At 71.0% G+C, this 17,624-nt stretch carries 16 protein-coding genes; 12 read left to right on the top strand and 4 right to left on the bottom strand.

Features of this window, described 5'->3' with window-relative positions; translation table 11 throughout:
- Positions 1 to 43 precede the first annotated feature (43 nt).
- From ACRAKH_RS28615 to ACRAKH_RS28595, 5 genes are all read left to right on the top strand, one after another.
- Positions 44 to 256, top strand: a complete 213-nt coding sequence (locus ACRAKH_RS28615) for a transcriptional regulator (protein WP_380719503.1) — start codon at positions 44 to 46, stop codon at positions 254 to 256.
- Positions 257 to 600: 344 nt separating this feature from the next.
- Positions 601 to 2,073: an FtsK/SpoIIIE domain-containing protein gene (locus ACRAKH_RS28610; protein WP_380719505.1), complete on the top strand. Its 1,473-nt coding sequence runs from the start codon at positions 601 to 603 to the stop codon at positions 2,071 to 2,073.
- Positions 2,070 to 3,680: a replication initiator gene (locus ACRAKH_RS28605; protein ID WP_380719507.1), complete on the top strand. Its 1,611-nt coding sequence runs from the start codon at positions 2,070 to 2,072 to the stop codon at positions 3,678 to 3,680. Before ACRAKH_RS28610 ends, ACRAKH_RS28605 begins: the two co-directional genes overlap by 4 nt.
- A gap of 20 nt (positions 3,681 to 3,700) precedes the next feature.
- Positions 3,701 to 3,913, top strand: coding sequence for a helix-turn-helix transcriptional regulator (locus tag ACRAKH_RS28600; protein ID WP_141980987.1), 213 nt, complete (start codon positions 3,701 to 3,703; stop codon positions 3,911 to 3,913).
- A gap of 12 nt (positions 3,914 to 3,925) precedes the next feature.
- Complete coding sequence (locus ACRAKH_RS28595; RefSeq protein ID WP_380719510.1) at positions 3,926 to 5,170, top strand: tyrosine-type recombinase/integrase; 1,245 nt, start codon at positions 3,926 to 3,928, stop codon at positions 5,168 to 5,170.
- 39 nt (positions 5,171 to 5,209) lie between these two features.
- Here the strand turns inward: ACRAKH_RS28595 and ACRAKH_RS28590 are convergent, their stop codons facing one another.
- Positions 5,210 to 6,565, bottom strand: coding sequence for a cellulose binding domain-containing protein (locus ACRAKH_RS28590; RefSeq protein WP_380719511.1), 1,356 nt, complete (start codon positions 6,563 to 6,565; stop codon positions 5,210 to 5,212).
- A 206-nt stretch (positions 6,566 to 6,771) separates the two neighbouring features.
- On the opposite strand from ACRAKH_RS28590, the gene ACRAKH_RS28585 reads away from it, so the two are divergent.
- Positions 6,772 to 7,782, top strand: coding sequence for a methionine synthase (locus tag ACRAKH_RS28585; RefSeq protein ID WP_380719513.1), 1,011 nt, complete (start codon positions 6,772 to 6,774; stop codon positions 7,780 to 7,782).
- A gap of 142 nt (positions 7,783 to 7,924) precedes the next feature.
- On the opposite strand, the gene ACRAKH_RS28580 is transcribed toward ACRAKH_RS28585, so the two are convergent.
- Both ACRAKH_RS28580 and ACRAKH_RS28575 read right to left on the bottom strand, forming a co-directional pair.
- A complete protein-coding gene (locus ACRAKH_RS28580) occupies positions 7,925 to 8,428 on the bottom strand; it encodes a GNAT family N-acetyltransferase (RefSeq protein WP_380719515.1) in 504 nt (167 codons plus the stop codon).
- Positions 8,429 to 8,438: 10 nt separating this feature from the next.
- On the bottom strand, positions 8,439 to 9,344 hold the full coding sequence (locus tag ACRAKH_RS28575; RefSeq protein ID WP_380719517.1) for a LysR family transcriptional regulator: 906 nt from the start codon (positions 9,342 to 9,344) through the stop codon (positions 8,439 to 8,441).
- A 71-nt stretch (positions 9,345 to 9,415) separates the two neighbouring features.
- Here ACRAKH_RS28575 and ACRAKH_RS28570 point away from each other — a divergent pair, with 71 nt between their 5' ends.
- From ACRAKH_RS28570 to ACRAKH_RS28560, 3 genes are read left to right on the top strand one after another with little or no spacing between them, the layout of a single operon-like run.
- Positions 9,416 to 10,045, top strand: coding sequence for a succinate dehydrogenase cytochrome b subunit (locus tag ACRAKH_RS28570; RefSeq protein ID WP_380719519.1), 630 nt, complete (start codon positions 9,416 to 9,418; stop codon positions 10,043 to 10,045).
- A gap of 1 nt (position 10,046) precedes the next feature.
- Positions 10,047 to 11,972 carry a fumarate reductase/succinate dehydrogenase flavoprotein subunit gene (locus ACRAKH_RS28565; RefSeq protein ID WP_380719521.1) on the top strand — a complete coding sequence of 642 codons (1,926 nt, stop codon included), beginning with the start codon at positions 10,047 to 10,049 and terminating at the stop codon, positions 11,970 to 11,972.
- Positions 11,969 to 12,715, top strand: coding sequence for a succinate dehydrogenase/fumarate reductase iron-sulfur subunit (locus tag ACRAKH_RS28560; protein ID WP_380719523.1), 747 nt, complete (start codon positions 11,969 to 11,971; stop codon positions 12,713 to 12,715). The genes ACRAKH_RS28565 and ACRAKH_RS28560 overlap by 4 nt, the downstream gene beginning before the upstream one ends.
- Here the strand turns inward: ACRAKH_RS28560 and ACRAKH_RS28555 are convergent.
- A complete protein-coding gene (locus tag ACRAKH_RS28555) occupies positions 12,691 to 13,545 on the bottom strand; it encodes a YeiH family protein (protein WP_380719525.1) in 855 nt (284 codons plus the stop codon). The two genes, ACRAKH_RS28560 and ACRAKH_RS28555, sit on opposite strands and share 25 nt — an antisense overlap.
- An 11-nt stretch (positions 13,546 to 13,556) precedes the next feature.
- Between ACRAKH_RS28555 and ACRAKH_RS28550 the strand changes: the two genes are divergently transcribed.
- Genes ACRAKH_RS28550 through ligA form a run of 3 tightly spaced genes read left to right on the top strand, consistent with a single transcriptional unit; the run spans position 13,557 to position 17,359 of the window.
- Entirely contained in the window at positions 13,557 to 14,447 is an 891-nt protein-coding gene (locus ACRAKH_RS28550; protein WP_380719527.1) for a LysR substrate-binding domain-containing protein, read from the top strand.
- Positions 14,448 to 14,475: 28 nt separating this feature from the next.
- Entirely contained in the window at positions 14,476 to 15,129 is a 654-nt protein-coding gene (locus tag ACRAKH_RS28545; RefSeq protein ID WP_380719529.1) for a hypothetical protein, read from the top strand.
- A 31-nt stretch (positions 15,130 to 15,160) separates the two neighbouring features.
- Positions 15,161 to 17,359: an NAD-dependent DNA ligase LigA gene (gene ligA, locus ACRAKH_RS28540; protein ID WP_380719531.1), complete on the top strand. Its 2,199-nt coding sequence runs from the start codon at positions 15,161 to 15,163 to the stop codon at positions 17,357 to 17,359.
- Positions 17,360 to 17,624: the final 265 nt, after the last annotated feature.

Below are 17,624 nucleotides of genomic sequence, written 5' to 3'. Positions count from 1 at the left end.
GGTACGTCTTCGGAGCCGAATCGGGACCAGTCAGTACGGGGTCGTGCTTCGGGCCGAGAAGTTCGAGCGGGTGATGCAGCTCGCCGGGTTCCGGTCGGACTACGCACTGGCCAGGGCGATGGGCGTCAACCGTTCGACGGTGGCGCGGGTCAGGTCCGGTGAGATGCGGCCCGGCCGGGCCTTCATCAGCGGGGCGCTGAAGGCGCTCGACCCGATGGAGTTCGAAGACCTGTTCGAGGTGCACGAGAACTGGTGACCGCGTCGCGCTGAGGCGTGCCGCGCACAACTCAAGATCACGTCGTACCGGTTGGCGCGGTCGCGGGAAACAGGCCCGAGTCTTGGCGGGCTGAGCCTGTTTCCCGACGACGCACCGACCGGCCTTCTCGCGCTCTTTTCGTTGACACACAAGGGGATTCCGGTCGTGTCGAGGGTATCGGTACGTGGGGTGCGCGCGTCAAGTCGGCGCGGTGCCCCGTCTGTGTGGAAGCTTCCTAACGGTCGCCCCTGTGGGGCGTGCAGGCGGTTCGGCGTCTACGCCCCGAACCAACTCGTCTGTTGCTCCTGCCTGGGTTGGCTGCCCCTGATCTACGGGGGTGCGCGATGAGCGGCGGGAAGTGGGTGGACCCGGCTCCGTTCGAGGGTGCCCGGCCTCGGGTTCCGTGGTGGGCGTTGGTGCCGGGCAAGGCGAAGTGGTTGGCCGCGTTGGTCGCCCTGGTGTGGCTCGTCCTGGTCGGCGTCGTACGCCTGGTGCTCGTCGTGGTCCGGTACCCGGTCGTGACGCTGGTGCCGGTGTCGGCGGCCTGGTGCTGGTGTCGGTTCGGGCTTTCGCCGTTGGTGCTGGCGTTGTTGTCGCTGGTCGCGGCGCTCGTGGTCTGGGCTGGGTACGACTGGGCGTCATTCCTGCGGCACTGCTGGTACCGGCTGGTCACCGAGTGGCGACGGGCGGCGGTCTACGTCCCGAAGTGGCGCTCGGTGATGCGGCTGTCGGACCTGGCCAAGCAGGACCGTGGCCGTGAGTACCGGCCCAGGCTGCGGCGGGTGCGGTCGGAGGGGTGGAGGGACCGCGTTCGGGTGCGGATGATCCCGGCCCAGTCGCCGGAGGCGTGGGAGTTGCGGCGGGAGAACCTGGCGCACTCGTTCGGTGCTCGGTCGTGCCGGGTTCGGGTACTGAAGCCGCGGTTGCTGGAGCTGGACTTCGTGCACGCTGACCCGCTGCTGCGACCGGTGCCGGTGCCCGCGTTGGCGGACTCGGCGGAGGTAGACCTCAAGCGGGTGGTCGTCGGTCGGACGGAGACCGGCAAGCCGTGGCGGCTGCGCCTGCTCGGGTCTCAGGTGCTCGTCGTCGGGGTGCCCGGTGCCGGCAAGGGCTCGGTGCTGTGGTCGCTGGTGTGGCAGCTCGCGCCGGCGGTCCGGGCGGGCCTGGTGCGGCTGGTCGGGATCGACCCAAAGGGCGGGATGGAACTCGGGCAGTGTCCGAACGCCTTCGACCGGGTCGCGTACGACAACGGACCGGAAGCCGTTGCCATGCTTGAGGAAATCGCCGCTGAGGTCAGAGAGCGCGCGGCGCGGTACCGGGGCATTCGACGGCTGTGGGCACGGTCGACGGGGGAGCCGTTCACGGTCCTCGTGGTCGATGAGCTGGCGGACCTGATCGCCTACCAACCGGACAAGCAGCTCCGGGAGCGGGCCGCTCGGGCGATCCAGACCATCACCTCACAGGGGCGAGCACCGGGATACGCCGTCGTCGGCCTGGTCCAAGACCCTCGCAAGGAGGTGGTCAGGTTCCGGCACCTGTTCAGCACCCGTGTGGCACTCCGCCTGGACGAGCCACAGCAGGTGGACATGGTCCTGGGCGACGGTGTCCGGCAACGGGGCGCGGCGGCGCACGAGATCAGCGAGAACACGCCCGGTGTCGCCTGGGTCAAGGAGGACGGCCAGCGGGAGCCGGAGCGGGCTCGGGCCTTCCACGTCACCGATGCCGACCTGGTCGAGCTGGGCGTCTTCCTGGCCGATGCAGAGGTGCATAACTTCCCGACCAGGCCGGATGACAACCAGGGGAGGACAGCGGCATGAGCGGCGAGACTCGCGCTGAGCGGATGCGCCAGCCCATCGCGCTGGACGTGGCGAAGGCTGCGGCCGAGAAGTACGGCGTCTGCATCCGGCCGTTCACGATGGAGGTCGAGGACCGGGCCAGCTTCGAAGTCCGCTACGTCGCCGTGCCCTGCGGGTCGACGGTCGAAAGCGTTTGCGGACCGTGTGCGAAGAAGGCCAAGGCGTTGCGGATGGCTCAGTGCCGTGAGGGCTGGCACATGGCCGAGGAACCCGACTTCACCCCGACCGCGCCGACTGAGGACCAGAAGGCGCTGCTGACGTTCCGGGCGGACCTGGTCAAGGCGTACCGGGAGGCGGTCGAGGCCGGGGAGGCGGGTGACGCTGACGAGCTGCGGGAGGAGATCCACGGCGTCGACGCGGAACTTCGGCAGCTCGGCGTTCGGGGCCGCTTCCCCTCCCCTGACGCACCTGCCAGGCGGCCGGTGAAGCGGTCGACCAAGCGGCGTCAGGACGCGCCGAACCTGCCTCGGCGGCGCGTGGAGAAGCGAACGGTGGGCCGGGAGTACGCGGGAGGGTTCCGGCCCTCGATGTTCGTCACGCTCACCCTCGACACCTACGGGCGCGTGCGTGATGACGGGACTCCGGTCGACCCGGACACCTACGACTACCGGCGGGCGGCTCGGGACGCGGTGTACTTCGCGTCGCTGGTGGATCGGTGGTGGCAGAACCTGCGCCGGGTCGTCGGCTGGGACGTGCAGTACTTCGCCACGGTCGAGCCGCAGAAGCGAGCGGCGCCGCACCTTCATGCGGCAGTCCGCGGTTCGATCCCGCACGAGACCATCCGGCTCGTCACCGCCGCCACCTACCACCAGGTGTGGTGGCCCAACCACGACGAACTGCTCTACGGCGGCGACCACCTGCCGGTCTGGGACGCACGGGCGGAGGCTTTCGTCGACCCGGACACCCGTGAGCCGTTGACGGCCTGGGCGGACGCGGTCGAGGCCGTGGAGGAGCCAGCGCACGTGGTGACCTTCGGGCCTCAGGTGCACTCCAAGGGCATCCTCGGCGGCTCGGAGGAGGCCGGACGCCACATCGGCTACCTGACCAAGTACCTCACCAAGTCCATCGGTGAGGTGGTCGAGCAGTCCACCGAACGGCAACGTCGGCACGCTGACCGCCTGGCGGACGAGCTGGCCGTGACGCCCTGCTCCGACCGCTGCCCGGTCTGGCTGCTCTACGGCGTCCAACCACGCGGAGCGGGCTCCCGAACCACACCGGGCCACTGCAAGGGACGTGCGCACCGCCGCGCCACCCTCGGCCTGCCTGGTCGGCGGGTGCTGGTGTCGCGCAAGTGGTCGGGTAAGACGCTGGCCGACCACCGTGCCGACCGGAAGCGGTTCGTCATCGAAGCGCTCAAGGCCGCGGGCATCGAGAAGCCGGAACCCGACACCTCCCAGCTCGTCTGGCACAAGGTCCGGCCCGGCGACCCCAACGTGCCACCACGCGCGCACCAGCTCATGCACGCCATCGCGGAACGCACGCGGTGGAAGGCGGAGTACGACCGCGCGATGTTGGCCGCTGCCGGTGCATCACCCGGTGTTTCGGCAACTGAGTCCATAGCCGCTTAACCAGGGGAAACGGGGGAGTCATGTCCGATCGACCGCGTCACATCGTCATCGAAGTGCTCTGGAAGCCGACCGACCTCGCTGACTTCCTGGGCCTTCCGGAGACCACGTTGCGCCAGTGGCGGCACAAGGGCTATGGCCCTCGGTTCGTCCGCCTCGGCAAGCACGTCCGCTACCGGCCGGAGGACGTCCGGGACTGGCTGGACGAGCAGGAAACCGACCCGGCTGCGGCCTAGGAGGAAGGCGACATGGCAGGCCACATCCAAGATCGCTGGATGCGCGTCAAGCGCGATGAGAACGGCATCCCGGTACTCGACGCCAAGGGCAGGCGGACCAAGGAGCGCGACCCGGAGCGGTGGGGCAAGGGTGACCGGTACAAGGTCCGCTACTACGACCCGGACGGCAACGAGAAGTCCGAGTCGTTCCCGGACAAGCAGCTCCGCAAGGCGCAGGCGTTCCTGACCGAGATGCAGCACAACGTCCTGTCGGGCACCTACATTGACCAGGACGCGGGGAAGGCCAACTTCAAGACGTATGCGGAGAACTGGCTCAAGGGTCAGTCGCAGGACGCTGCCACGCAGCAGACGCTGAGGAGTCGGCTCAAGAGCCAGATCTACCCGTTCTTCGAGAAGCGCACCATCGGGTCGGTCAACGCGGAGGTGGTGCGGAACTGGCTGGCCTGGCTACGGGACCGGAAGCTTGAGGCTTCTACGCAAGCGGTCTACTTCGACACCCTGTCGTCCATCCTGAGCGCGGCCGTCGAGGATCGGAAGATCCGGGTCAACCCGTGCAAGGCGCAGAGCGTCAAGAAGCCGAAGCCCGGCGCTCGGAAGCTCGTCCCGTGGACTGAGGCGCGGCTTCGGGCGGTGCAGCTCGCGCTGCTGGCGCGGTTCAAGCCCGCGGCTGTGCTCGGAGCGGGGTGCGGCTTGCGGCAGGGAGAGATCCTTGGCTTCTCCCTGGATGACGTGAACCGCGAAGAAATGCTGGTCAACGTCACGCGGCAGATCAGGGTGATTGGCAAGCAGCTCGTGTTCGCGCCCCCGAAGGGGGACAAGGCTCGCGTGGTGCCGCTGTCCAAGGGGGTGCTCCAGGCGCTCGACGCCTACGCGGAGAACTTCGAGCCGGTCACGGTCACCCTTTCGTGGCTGGAACCGTCCGGGCGACCGACCACGGTCAGGCTGCTGATGGTCGGCAACCAGGGCGTGCCGTACTCGGGGAGCGCCTTCAACGGGGTGGCGTGGATTCCCGCGTTCAAGCAGGCCGGGCTGACCTACACGACCAAGGGGGACGGGATGCACGCCCTCCGGCACTTCTACGCCTCTACGCTGCTCGCCCAAGGCGTTTCGATCAAGGAACTCGCCGAGTACCTGGGACACGCCGATCCGGGGTTCACGCTGAGGACGTACACCCACCTCCTGCCGTCGAGCCACGCGCGGGCTCGGTCGGCGGTCGATCGGGTGTTCCGGCCCCGGCGTGAACCCCGGACGGCCTGACGACGGCCTGACAAGATCAACCGTCAGTGTTTGCGCAGGTCAGTCGGTGAAGCCCTTGAAGATGTTCGTGAACTCGTACTGCGTCTGGCTGATGCTGCTGCACGTGGGGGAGATGGCGCCGCCCGGGCAGCCCCCGTTGTCACGCCCCACGGACCAGAAGCCGAGCAGGCCGATCCGGTTCGTGTTGGCCCACGCCACGAGCTTGCGGGCATGGGCCTGGGTGAAGACCTTGCCGTTGAAGTTCCGGCCGATCATCGGCGTGACGCCGAGGAGGCGCTTCAGCTCCGCGTCCGACTTCGCCGGCCAGATCTGCTTCATCTGGCGGAGGGTGCTCTCGGCCGCCGCGATGACGGCGTCGCCCCAGTCCGGCCGGGAGGAGCCGAACTCCATCGTCATCGGGTTCACGAGGACGTTCAGGCCCTTGGCCGCCGCGTTCTGGAGGATCTGCACCGAGTACGGGTCCATGCCGTAGTCGTCGCCCTGGATGCGCATCGTGTAGCTGATCGACGTGCCGCGCTCGGTCTGCAGCCGCTTCAGCGCCGTGTTGACCATGTCGTGCGGGATGGTCGCCTCGACGTCGACGTCCAGGTGGTTGCTGCCGACCGCGTCGAGCACCTTCTTGTACGCCGCCAGCAACGCGTCGGCGGTGGTGCAAGAGTACTCCAGGTACGGCCCGGCGGCGCCGCCGGTCGCCACGATCACGTCGCCGCCCAGCGCCTTCAGCGCGCGGACGTCGTTGATGATCCGGCTGTCGTTCAACGGGATCGTGCCGCCCCACGACGGGTTGCAGCCGGTGCTGTCGGCCAGCGCGAACGCCAGCGTGAACACCTTCTGGCCGGTGGTCCGCGCGACCGACTCCAGTGACGGCGTGGGCATCGTGATGTCCACGTACGGCGCGGACTTCAGGCTGCCCGGCAGCGGCGGCTGCGACGTGGTGGTCGAGCTTGAAGAAGTGGTCGTAGTGGTCGTAGTGGTGGTGGTCGTTGTCGTCGTCGAACCGGCGCACGGTTGGCCGTTGAGCTTGCAGTTCGCGGGCAGACCGGTGCCGTTGACCAGGAACCCGAACGAGGTGGACGCGCCGGCCGCCACGCTGCCGTTGTACTCGCGGTTCGTGAAGGTGTGGTGGTTGCCGCTGCTGGTCAGCGTGGCGTCCCAGTACGAGCCGGGGGTGGTGCCGGCCGGCAGGTCGAACTCCACCTTCCACCCGGACAGGGCGGCCGACCCGGCGGTGACGGTGAACTTGCCCTGGTACCCGGCGCTCCACGACGAGTCCTGGGTGAACACGGCGGTCGGGGTCGGTGCGGCGCCGGCAGGGGCGGCGAGCAGCAATCCGGACGTGACGACCGCGGCGACGCCCGCCGCCAACGCGGCGAGGCTCTTGCGCTTACGGGACATCGGCACCTACTCCCGTGCAGGGGGGAACGGGGTGGGAGTGGTGTGGGAACGTGGGGCGCGGCACGCCCCCACACCACGGCTGGGGTGGTGCCGTCGCAACTGTCGGCACCGACAAGGTGACCGTAGGTGGCCTAGACCACCTCGTCAATGGGTCTAGACCTTTTCGCGGTCGAACGGCCCTGCCGGCCGGGTGGGAGACTGTCCGCGTGGATGCCCTCCCTTGGTCCGCCGGCGCCGCAACCGGCATCGGCTCGCTACCCGGAACCGACCCGCTGGAGGCCGCCAGGATCGTCCTCGGCGAACTCCCCGACCTGCCCCACCTGCCCGAACTGCCCGCCCGGGGCGTCGGCGCGGACATGATCGGCCGCACGGCCGCGCTGCTCGTCGACCTGCCCGTCGAGGTGGTCCCGTCCGGCTACCGGACCGCCGCCCACCCCGGCAAGGACCACCGGCGGGCCGTGGACCACCTGCGCCGCGACCTCGACGCGTTCGAGGAAGCCGCCGAACCCGTGCCGCCGCCCGTGGTCAAGGTGCAGGTCGCCGGACCGTGGACGCTCACGGCGAGCGTCGAGCTCGCGCGCGGCCACCGGGTGCTGACGGACAAGGGCGCGCTGAGGGAGTTCACCGAATCGCTCGCCGAAGGGCTCGGCCGGCACGTCGCCGAGGTCGCCAGGCGCACCGGCGCGAAGGTCGTCGTGCAGCTGGACGAACCGGCGCTGCCCGCCGTGCTGCGGGGCTTGCTGCCGACGCCGTCCAAGCTCGGCACCGTCGCCGCCGTCCCCGAGCCGAACGCGCGCGCCGTGCTCCAGACCGTGATCGACGCGGTGGACGCCGACGTGATCGTGCACTGCTGCGCGCCGAAACCGCCGGTGGCGCTGATCCGCGGCGCCGGTGCGCGGGCGGTCTCGTTCGACCTCACGGTCCTCGACGAGTCGATGTGGGACGAGATCGGTGAGGCGTGGGAGGACAAGACCCAGCTGTTCCTGGGCCTGACGCCGAGCACCGACCCGGCCGCGCCGGTGACGCTGCGGTCGCTGGCCCAGCCGGCGTTCGACCTGGTGGACCGGCTCGGGTTCCCACGGACGATCCTCGGCACGCACGCGGTGCCGACGCCGACGTGCGGCATGGCCGGCGCGAGCGGGAAGTGGGTCCGGCGGGCGCTGTCGCTGACCCGCGACGTGGGCAAGGCGTTCCTGGAGCCGCCCGAGGAGTGGTGACGCGGGCGGCGGGGGGCGTCCGGTCGCGCGCTGTCGGGCGTCCGGTCGGGAAGGCGGTCGCGCGCTGTTCGGGCGTCCGGTCGGGTATACGGGCCACGCGTGCCGGCGGCCGCAGTCCTGTGTGGACAGTGTCGCCGGCCGGTCAGAGCCGGTCGAACGGCTCCGCGTACCGGAACGCCCCGCGCAACGCCGGCGTGTACGCGCTCAGCGCGCGGGCCTGGAAGTGCGGCTCCCAGTCGGCGACCGGCGGCGTGATGCCGAACGTCGACGCGAGCCGGAAACCGAAGCGCGAGTAGTACGCCGGGTCGCCCAGCAGGACCACCACCGGCTCGTCCAGCGCGTCCGCCGCGCCCAGCACCGCGTGCACCAACGCCTTGCCGACGCCCGAGCGCTGGCGGGCCGGCAGCACGCTCAACGGCCCGAGCCCCAGCGCCGGCGCGCCGCCCACGGAACCCCGCGTGCACACCACGTGCCCGACGACCTCGCCGTCCACCTCCGCGACCAGCGACAACGCCGGTATCCAGCCGGGGTCCGCCCGCAGCTCGCCCACCAGCCACGCCTCGCCGCCGGGCCGTTCGGCGAACGCGGCCTCGGTCACGGCGTGGACGGCCTCGACATCGGCCCCGGTCTCGCGTCGGATCAGCACGGGCCGCACCCTACGACGTCACCAGGTGCACGCCCGAAGGCATTTCCGCGCCCCGCAGGAACCCCAGCAGCACGTTCCGGAACGCCCGCCCGGCCGACGTGGGCGCGACGTCCGTGCGGTGCGCCAACGCCACCGTGCGCGTCGTGCTCGGCGACAGCGGCGTGCCGTGCAGGGACCGCGTCGCCAGCACCGTGCTCGGCACGATCGCCACCCCCAGCCCCACCTCCACGAACCGCAGCACGGCGTCCATCTCGCCGCCCTCCACCGCGAACCGCGGCTCGAACCCGGCCTGCCGGCACGCGGCGAGCGTCGTCTCCCGCAGGTCGTACCCCGGCCGGAACATCACCAGCGGCCGGTCGCGCAGCTCGGTCAGCCGCATCCGGGTCACGCCCAGCGGCTCCGACGACGCCACCACCAGCTCCTCCCGCAGCACCGGCACCACGGTCAGCGCCCGGTCCGCGTCGGCGGGCGACACGATCACCAGCGCCAGGTCCAGCTCACCGGCCTCCAACGCGCCCACCAGGTCACGCGACCCGCCCTCGGTCACCGACACCTGGATGCCGGGGTACGCGTCGTGGTACCGCTTGATCACGTCCGCGAACAGGCTGCCGCACAGGCTGGGCGTCGCGCCCACCCGCACCCGGCCGCGCCGCAGCCCGACCAGTTCGGCCACCTCCAGCCTCGCCGTGTCCACGTCGGACAGGATGCGGCTCGCCACCGGCAGCAGCGCCTCGCCGGCGGGCGTGAGCGTGACGTTGCCGCGGGCCCGGCTGAACAGCTCCGCGCCCAGCTCCTTCTCCAGCGCGTGGATCTGCTTGGACAGTGAGGGCTGCGCCACACGCACCTCCGCCGCCGCCTTGGTGAAGTGCCGCGCCCGCGCCACTGCCAGGAAGTATGCGAGCTGCTGAAGTGTCATAGCCTGAGACTATCGTCGTCCAGTTAACGATGTATTGGACGACTCGTGGACGTGTTCCTAGCGTCAGCCACGTGGACACGATCGGGCTCTACCGCACCACCATCGGCAAGAAAGCCGTCATGGCGGTCACCGGCGCCGTGCTGCTGCTGTATGTCGTGGCGCACATGCTCGGCAACCTCACGATCTTCTCCGGCGCCGACGCCATCGACGGCTACGGCCGCTGGCTGCGCGAGATCGGCGCCATCTGGCCGACCCGCGTCGCCCTCCTCGGCGCCGTGGCGCTGCACTTCGTCGCCGCCTACCAGCTGACCGCCCGCGCCAGGAAGGCACGCGGCCGCTACGAGCACCGCAGACGCGTCCAGGGCAGCTACGCGGCGCGCACCATGCGCTGGGGCGGTGTGATCATCGGCCTGTTCGTCGTCTACCACCTGCTCGACCTCACCGTCGGCTGGCTCAACCCCCACGGCGTCTCCGGCGAGATTCACGCGAACGTGGTCGCCGACTTCCAGCACTGGTACGTGGTGCTGGCGTACACGGTCGCCGTGCTGGCCCTCGGCTTCCACATCCGGCACGGCCTGTGGAGCGCCACCCAGACCCTCGGCGTCACCACCTCGCGCGTGATCGGCCTCGGCGCGGCCGTGCTGATCTGCGCCGGGTTCCTCTCCGTCCCCTTCGCCGTCTTCACCGGATTGGTGAGCTGACATGCCCGCACACGACCTCTACACCGAGGGCGCCCCGATCGCCGACGACCGCGCGCCGACCGGCCCGATCGAGTCGCGCTGGGACCGCCGCCGCTTCTCCGCCCGCCTCGTCAACCCCGCGAACCGGCGCAACCGCGGCGTCATCGTCGTCGGCACCGGCCTCGCCGGCGGGGCAGCCGCGGCGACGCTCGCCGAACTGGGCTACCAGGTCAAGTCGTTCTGCTACCAGGACAGCCCGCGGCGCGCGCACAGCATCGCCGCCCAGGGCGGCATCAACGCGGCCAAGAACTACCGCAACGACGGCGACAGCGTCCACCGCCTGTTCTACGACACGGTGAAGGGCGGCGACTTCCGCTCCCGCGAGTCCAACGTCCACCGGCTGGCGCAGATCAGCGTCGAGATCATCGACCAGTGCGTCGCGCAGGGCGTGCCGTTCGCCCGCGAGTACGGCGGCCTGCTCGACACGAGGTCCTTCGGCGGCGCGCAGGTCTCCCGCACGTTCTACGCCCGCGGGCAGACCGGGCAGCAACTCCTCCTGGGCGCCTACCAGGCGTTGGAACGGCAGATCGCCGCCGGACGCGTCGAGATGCACCCGCGCACCGAGATGCTGGACCTGATCGTGGTGGACGGCCGGGCGCGCGGGATCGTCGTGCGCGACCTCGTCAGCGGCGCGGTGTCCACGCACTTCGCGGACGCCGTCGTGCTCGCCACCGGCGGCTACGGCAACGTGTTCCACCTGTCCACGAACGCCAAGGGCTGCAACGCCACCGCGATCTGGCGGGCGCACCGCCGCGGCGCGCTGTTCGCCAACCCGTGCTTCACCCAGATCCACCCCACGTGCATCCCGATCAGCGGCGAACACCAGTCGAAGTTGACCCTGATGAGTGAATCGCTGCGCAACGACGGCCGTGTGTGGGTGCCGCGCGACCCGCACGACACCCGCGCCCCGAACGACATCCTCGAAGCCGACCGGGACTACTTCCTGGAACGCATGTACCCCAGCTTCGGCAACCTCGTCCCGCGCGACATCGCCTCCCGCGCCGCCAAGAACATCTCCGACGAGAAGCGCGGCGTCTACCTGGACTTCGCCGACGCCGTCAAGCGCCTCGGCGCGCTCGCCGTCGAGCAGCGCTACGGGAACCTCTTCGAGATGTACCAACGCATCACCGGCGACGACCCGTACACGACGCCGATGCGCATCTACCCCGCCGTCCACTACACGATGGGGGGTTTGTGGGTCGACTACGACCTGCGGTCCACGATCCCCGGCCTCTACGTCATCGGCGAGGCCAACTTCTCCGACCACGGCGCGAACCGGCTGGGCGCCTCCGCGCTGATGCAGGGCCTGGCGGACGGGTACTTCGTGCTGCCCGGCGTGATCGGCGACTACCTCGCCGACGCGCCGTTCGACACCGTCGACGACAGCCACCCGGCCGTGGCCGACACCCTGTCGGAGGTGCGCGGCCGGGTGAAGACCCTGCTGGCCGTGGACGGCGACCGCACCGTCGAGTCGTTCCACCGCGAGCTGGGGCGGCTCATGTGGGACGAGTGCGGCATGGAACGCGACGAGGCCGGGTTGCGCAAGGCGTTGGAGCGCATCCCGGAGCTGCGCGACGAGTTCTGGCAGCGCGTGAAGGTGCCCGGCACGGGGGAGCGGCTGAACCAGGAGCTGGAGAAGGCGGGCCGCGTGGCCGACTTCCTCGAACTGGCGGAGCTGATGTGCGTCGACGCCGTGCACCGCGCCGAGTCGTGCGGCGGCCACTTCCGATCAGAGAGCCAGACCCCCGACGGCGAGGCGCTGCGCGACGACGCGAACTACGCCTACGTCGCCGCGTGGGAGTACACGGGCGTCGGCCAACCACCCGTGCTGCACAAGGAAGAACTGACCTTCGAGCACGTCACGCCCAGCACCCGGAGCTACTCGTGAAACTCACCTTGCGGATCTGGCGGCAGAGCGGCGCGACCGGGCGGCTCGTGGACTACCCGCTGGACGACCTCTCGCCGGACATGTCGTTCCTCGAAGCGCTGGACGTCCTCAACGAGCGGCTGATCACGGCCGGGCAGGAGCCCGTGGCGTTCGACCACGACTGCCGCGAGGGCATCTGCGGCATGTGCGGCGTGATGATCAACGGGATGGCGCACGGCCCGGAGAAGGCCACCACCGCGTGCCAGCTCCACCTGCGGCACTTCCGCGACGGTGACGTGGTGACCGTCGAGCCGTGGCGCGCCGACCCGTTCCCCGTGGTGCGCGACCTGGTCGTGGACCGGTCCGCGCTCGACCGGATCGTCGCCGCCGGCGGGTACATCAGCGTGCCCGCGGGCTCCGCGCCCGACGCCCACGCCACCCCCGTCCCCAAGCCGGACGCCGACACCGCGTTCGAGGCGGCGGCGTGCATCGGCTGCGGCGCGTGCGTGGCCGCGTGCCCCAACGGTTCCGGCATGTTGTTCACCGCCGCGAAGGCCACGCACCTCGGCGTGCTGCCCCAGGGACAGCCGGAGCGGTACTCCCGGGCACGCGACATGGTCGCCGAGCACGACGCGCTGGGGTTCGGCGGCTGCACCAACGCCGGCGAGTGCACCCCCGCGTGCCCCAAGGGCATCCCGCTGACCACGATCGCCCGCCTGAACGCCGATCTGCTGCGCGCTCACACCACCAAGAGCGACAGGTAGCCCGTCCCGCACACCAGCACCGTGGACAGCAGCCCCAGGAGCAGCGCCCTGGGGCTGGTCCGCGTCAGCGCCCCCACCCGCACCGACGTGCCGAGCCCGAACAGCGCCGCGGCCAGCACGACCGACGTCACGACCTTCGCCGGACCGAGCACCACCCCCGGCACCAGCGGGCTGACCAGCGCCAACGCCAGGAAACCGAGCAGGAACCCCGGCACCAGCGGCCCCGTGCGGCCGCGCGCGCCGACACCCGCCACGATCGGCGCGAGCAACGCCACCCGCCCCAGCTTCACCGCCATCGCCGTCGCCACACCGCCCGCCGGCGCGGCCGCCGCCACCTGCGCGACCTCGTGCACGCTCACCCCGATCCACTCCGGCGACGCGCCCAGCAGCGGCAACGCGACCATCGCCACGGTGCCGTACAGCGTCACCAGGGCGACGCTCGTGGCCACGTGCTCGTCCTCACGGTCCACCACCCCCTCCACCGCCGCGATCGCCGACGCGCCGCAGATGGAGAAACCGCTCGCCACGAGCACGTACAGGCCACGCGGCAGGCCGAGGCAACGGCCCAGCCACAACGTCCCGAAGAACGTCACCCCGACCGTGACGACGACCGCCACCAGCACCCCTGGCCCGACCGCGAGCAACTGCGGCACGGACAGCTGCAGACCGAGCAGCACCACGCCGGCGCGCAGCAACGTCCGGGTGACGCCGCTCAGGTCCGGCAGGCGTCCACCCACCAGCACACCCAGGACCAACGCGGCGATCAGCACACCGTCCACCCTCCGCCCGACCCGCTCCTTCCGGTAGGCGGCCACCGGCTCTGGGGTCATACCCTGGGGCTATGCCTCCGGACCTCGAATCGCTGCGGCTGCTCGTGCTGGTCGGGGAACTCGGCAGCCTCGGCCGCGCCGCCGGGGAACTCGGCATCGCCCAACCGTCGGCGAGCAAGCGGCTGTCCACACTGGAACGGCACCTCGGGCTCGTCCTCGTCGACCGCGGCCGGCGCGGCTCCGTGCTGACGCCCGCCGGCGTCGTCGTGACCGAACGGGCCCGCCGCGTCCTGGACGAGGTCGCCGGCCTGGTCGAGGGCGCGCGGGCACTGCGGTCCGCGCGCGAAGCCGAACTGCGGGTCGCCGCCAGCATGACCGTCGCCGAACACCTCGCCCCCGGCTGGATCGCGGAACTCCGCCGCACCCGACCCGACCTGCGCGTCGGCCTGCGCGTCACCAACTCCGAAACGGTCGTCGGACTCGTCCGCGACGGCGCCGTCGACCTCGGGTTCGTCGAAGCGCCAGGCCCCCTGCCAGGCCTTTCGTCCCGCAAAGCCGCCGCGGACCGGCTCGCCCTCGTGGTCGCGCCCGGCCACCCCTGGTCACGCCGCCGCCGTCCCCTCACCCCCGCCGAACTCGCCGCGACACCCCTCGTCATGCGCGAACGCGGCTCCGGCACCCGCGACACGCTCGACCAGGCGCTGCCCGACGCGTGCGCGCCCGCCCTCGAACTCGGCTCGACCACCGCCGTGCGCGGCGCCGTCGTCGCCGGCGTCGCCCCCGCCGTCCTCAGCGCCCTCGCCGTCTCCGTCGACCTCGCCGAAGGACGCCTGGTCGAAGTGCCCGTCGCCCTCGACCTGCGCCGCGTGCTGCGCGCCGTCTGGCCTGCCGGCCGACGCCTCGTCGGACCCGCCGCCGAACTCCTCGCCGTCGCCACCCGACGCGGGCAAAGCCGCGCGTAGGCCCGCACGGCCGTAGTTCAATGGGCCCATGAGCTGGTTCCGCCGACGACCCACCGAACCCGAGCCCGAACCCGTCCACCTGCCCAACCCGGACGAGGCCGCCACCGCGTTCTGGCACGCGTGGTTCGACCTGCTGCCCACGGTCAACGGAGCCCTCGGCGACGGCGAACCCCACCGGATCGAAGGCGAACTCGGCGCGCTCGTCGCCGCCATGCACCCCGACCTCCACTTCTCCCTCGAACGCGGCCACCGGGCCATCTACGCGCTCGTGATCAGCAGCCAGGAAGACCCGAAGCTCCGGCCCTACACCGACGCGTGGAAGGCCGCCGCGCCGCCCGAGGACATGATCTGGGAGTACCACGACTCGGTGCCGCCCGTCCCCGACCCCACCCAGGTCACCGTCAACCTCGGCGCGCGCCGCATCCGGCTCGCCGACGTCCGGGTCGTCGCCCAGGTGTCCGACGGACTGGTCGACGTCGCCGTCTACCACCCCGAGTTCGAGAACCTGGACGACACCACCCGCCAGACCATGACGTTCCTGCCCCTCGATGTCACTCTCGGTGAGCGCCTGGCCGGGGAACGACTCGGCCGGGTGGAAACCGCGGCCATCGAGCCGGAGGGCGCCATCGGCCTGCTGGAGTTCCGCGACCTGGTCCGGTCGATGGACGGCGATCCCGACTGAAATTGTCAGACCCCCTGGCTACTCTCATGCTGTGACCAGCAACGACCCGCTGAACCCGGCCCAGGCCCCCGCCGAGGGCGTCGAAGACGTCCCCGCCGCCGCGCGCGAGCGGCACGCCGCCCTGGCCGAGGTCGTCCGCGGGCACCAGTTCCGCTACTACGTCCTCGACGCGCCGACGGTCAGTGACGGCGAGTTCGACGCGTTGCTCCGCGAACTGGAGGCGATGGAAGCCGAGCACCCCGGCCTCGCCACCCCCGACTCGCCCACCCAGCGCGTCGGCGGCACGTTCTCCACCGAGTTCACCGCCGTCGACCACCTGGAGCGCATGCTCAGCCTCGACAACGTCTTCTCGGTCGACGAGCTGCGCGGCTGGTTCGACCGGGTCCGCAAGGAGGTCGGCGAGGGCGCCCACTTCCTGTGCGAGCTGAAGATCGACGGGCTCGCGATCAACCTCCTCTACGAGCGCGGCCGGCTCGTCCGTGCCCTGACCAGGGGCGACGGGCGCACCGGCGAGGACGTCACGCTGAACGTCCGCACGCTGGGCGACGTGCCGGAGACGTTGACCGGCACCGACGAGCACCCCGTGCCCGAGCTGGTCGAGGTGCGCGGCGAGGTGTTCTTCGCGGTGGAGGACTTCCTGGAGCTCAACGCGCGGCTCGTGGAGGCCGGCAAGCCGCCGTTCGCCAACCCCCGCAACACCGCCGCCGGGTCGTTGCGGCAGAAGGATCCGAAGGTCACCGCGTCCCGCCGGCTGCGGATGATCTGCCACGGCATCGGCAAGCGCGAGGGCTTCGAGCTGACCAGGCAGTCCGAGGCGTACGAGGCGCTGCGCGCGTGGGGCCTGCCCGTGTCGCCGCACACCAGGGTGCTGAGCGGGTTCGACGAGATCGCCGAGCACGTCGCCCACTGGGGCGCGCGCCGGCACGACGCCGTCCACGAGATCGACGGCGTGGTGATCAAGGTCGACGAGGTGGCGTGGCAGCGGAGGCTCGGCAGCACGTCCCGCGCGCCGCGCTGGGCGATCGCCTTCAAGTACCCGCCCGAAGAGGCCACCACCACCCTGCTCGACATCAAGGTGCAGGTCGGCCGTACGGGGCGCGTGACGCCGTTCGCCGTGATGGAGCCCGTGAAGGTCGCCGGTTCCACCGTCGCCCGGGCGACCCTGCACAACGCGAGCGAGGTCAAGCGCAAGGGCGTGCTCATCGGCGACCGGATCGTGATCCGCAAGGCGGGGGACGTGATCCCCGAGGTGCTGGGTCCCGTGGTCGACGCCCGGCCCGCCGACGCGCGCGAGTTCGAGATGCCCCTCACCTGCCCCGAGTGCGGCCACGCGCTGCGCCCGATGAAGGAGGGCGACGTCGACATCCGCTGCCCCAACGCGGCGGGCTGCCCCGGTCAGCTCCGGGAACGCCTGGCCTACCTGGCGTCCCGCTCGGCGCTGGACATCGAGGTGCTGGGCTTCGAGGCCGCCGCGGCGCTGGTCGACTCGCCCGTCTACGCGGACGAGGGCGACCTCTTCGCGTTGGACGCGGGCAAGCTGGCGCAGGTCCCCCTGTTCCGCACCAAGGACGGCGACCTGACCGCGAACGCCCAGAAGTTGTTGGACAACCTGGAGACGGTCAAGCAGCGTCCACTGTGGAGAGTCCTGGTGGCTCTCTCGATCCGCCACGTCGGACCCACGGCGGCCCGCGCGCTGGCGCAGGAGTTCGGCTCCTTGGACCGCATCACGTCCGCGACGGAGGAGGAGTTGGCGGCGGCGGAAGGCGTGGGTCCGACCATCGCCACCGCGGTGCGCGAGTGGGTGGAGACGCCGTGGCGGCAGGCGATCGTGGCCAAGTGGCGTGCCGCCGGCGTCCGGACGGCGGAGGACCGCGACACGTCGATCCCGCGCAACCTGGAGGGGATGTCGATCGTGGTGACGGGTTCGCTGGAGACGTTCTCGCGGGACGAGGCGAAGGAGGCGATCCTGTCGCGCGGCGGCAAGGCGGCGGGCACGGTGTCGAAGAAGACGGCGTTCGTGGTGGTGGGCGAGTCGCCGGGGTCGAAGGCCGACAAGGCGATCCAGCTCAAGGTTCCGGTACTGGACGAGTCAGGCTTCCAGGTCCTCCTCGCGGAAGGCCCCGAGGCCGCCGCCAAGGTAGCCACCCTCACCGACCCCCAACCCCCATCCTCCGACACCCCCACCTCGACACCTCCACCCGCAGACCCCGCCACCTCCTCACCGCCCTGACCAGCACTTTCCCTTCTCTCCTCCACCACGATCGGGTGATCTCGAGGATCGACCAAAAAATAACGCCGTTACCGCCACCCTGAAACGTCGGTTGAAACAACAAGGCCGCGCCTCAACCCCCGCCCTGCCCCAGAGCCGCCCCACCCTTCATCGCTGCTGTCCGGCCCGCCAGGCGTCCCAGCCCGGCCCGTCCCAGCTCGGCTCGAAGGGTGTCGACGTCCGGACCGGCTCGGCTCGGAGGGTGTCGACGTCCGGACCCCGTCAT

Source organism: Saccharothrix hoggarensis (assembly GCF_052936025.1).
This window is presented reverse-complemented; position numbering and strand designations above follow the sequence as displayed.

Coding starts and splice junctions, on each gene's coding strand:
- ACRAKH_RS28610 (WP_380719505.1), top strand. CDS start 601: ATGAGCGGCGGGAAGTGGGTGGACCCGGCTCCGTTCGAGGGTGCCCGG.
- ACRAKH_RS28605 (WP_380719507.1), top strand. CDS start 2,070: ATGAGCGGCGAGACTCGCGCTGAGCGGATGCGCCAGCCCATCGCGCTG.
- ACRAKH_RS28600 (WP_141980987.1), top strand. CDS start 3,701: ATGTCCGATCGACCGCGTCACATCGTCATCGAAGTGCTCTGGAAGCCG.
- ACRAKH_RS28595 (WP_380719510.1), top strand. CDS start 3,926: ATGGCAGGCCACATCCAAGATCGCTGGATGCGCGTCAAGCGCGATGAG.
- ACRAKH_RS28590 (WP_380719511.1), bottom strand. CDS start 6,565: ATGTCCCGTAAGCGCAAGAGCCTCGCCGCGTTGGCGGCGGGCGTCGCC.
- ACRAKH_RS28575 (WP_380719517.1), bottom strand. CDS start 9,344: ATGACACTTCAGCAGCTCGCATACTTCCTGGCAGTGGCGCGGGCGCGG.
- ACRAKH_RS28565 (WP_380719521.1), top strand. CDS start 10,047: ATGCCCGCACACGACCTCTACACCGAGGGCGCCCCGATCGCCGACGAC.
- ACRAKH_RS28555 (WP_380719525.1), bottom strand. CDS start 13,545: ATGACCCCAGAGCCGGTGGCCGCCTACCGGAAGGAGCGGGTCGGGCGG.
- ACRAKH_RS28550 (WP_380719527.1), top strand. CDS start 13,557: ATGCCTCCGGACCTCGAATCGCTGCGGCTGCTCGTGCTGGTCGGGGAA.
- ACRAKH_RS28545 (WP_380719529.1), top strand. CDS start 14,476: ATGAGCTGGTTCCGCCGACGACCCACCGAACCCGAGCCCGAACCCGTC.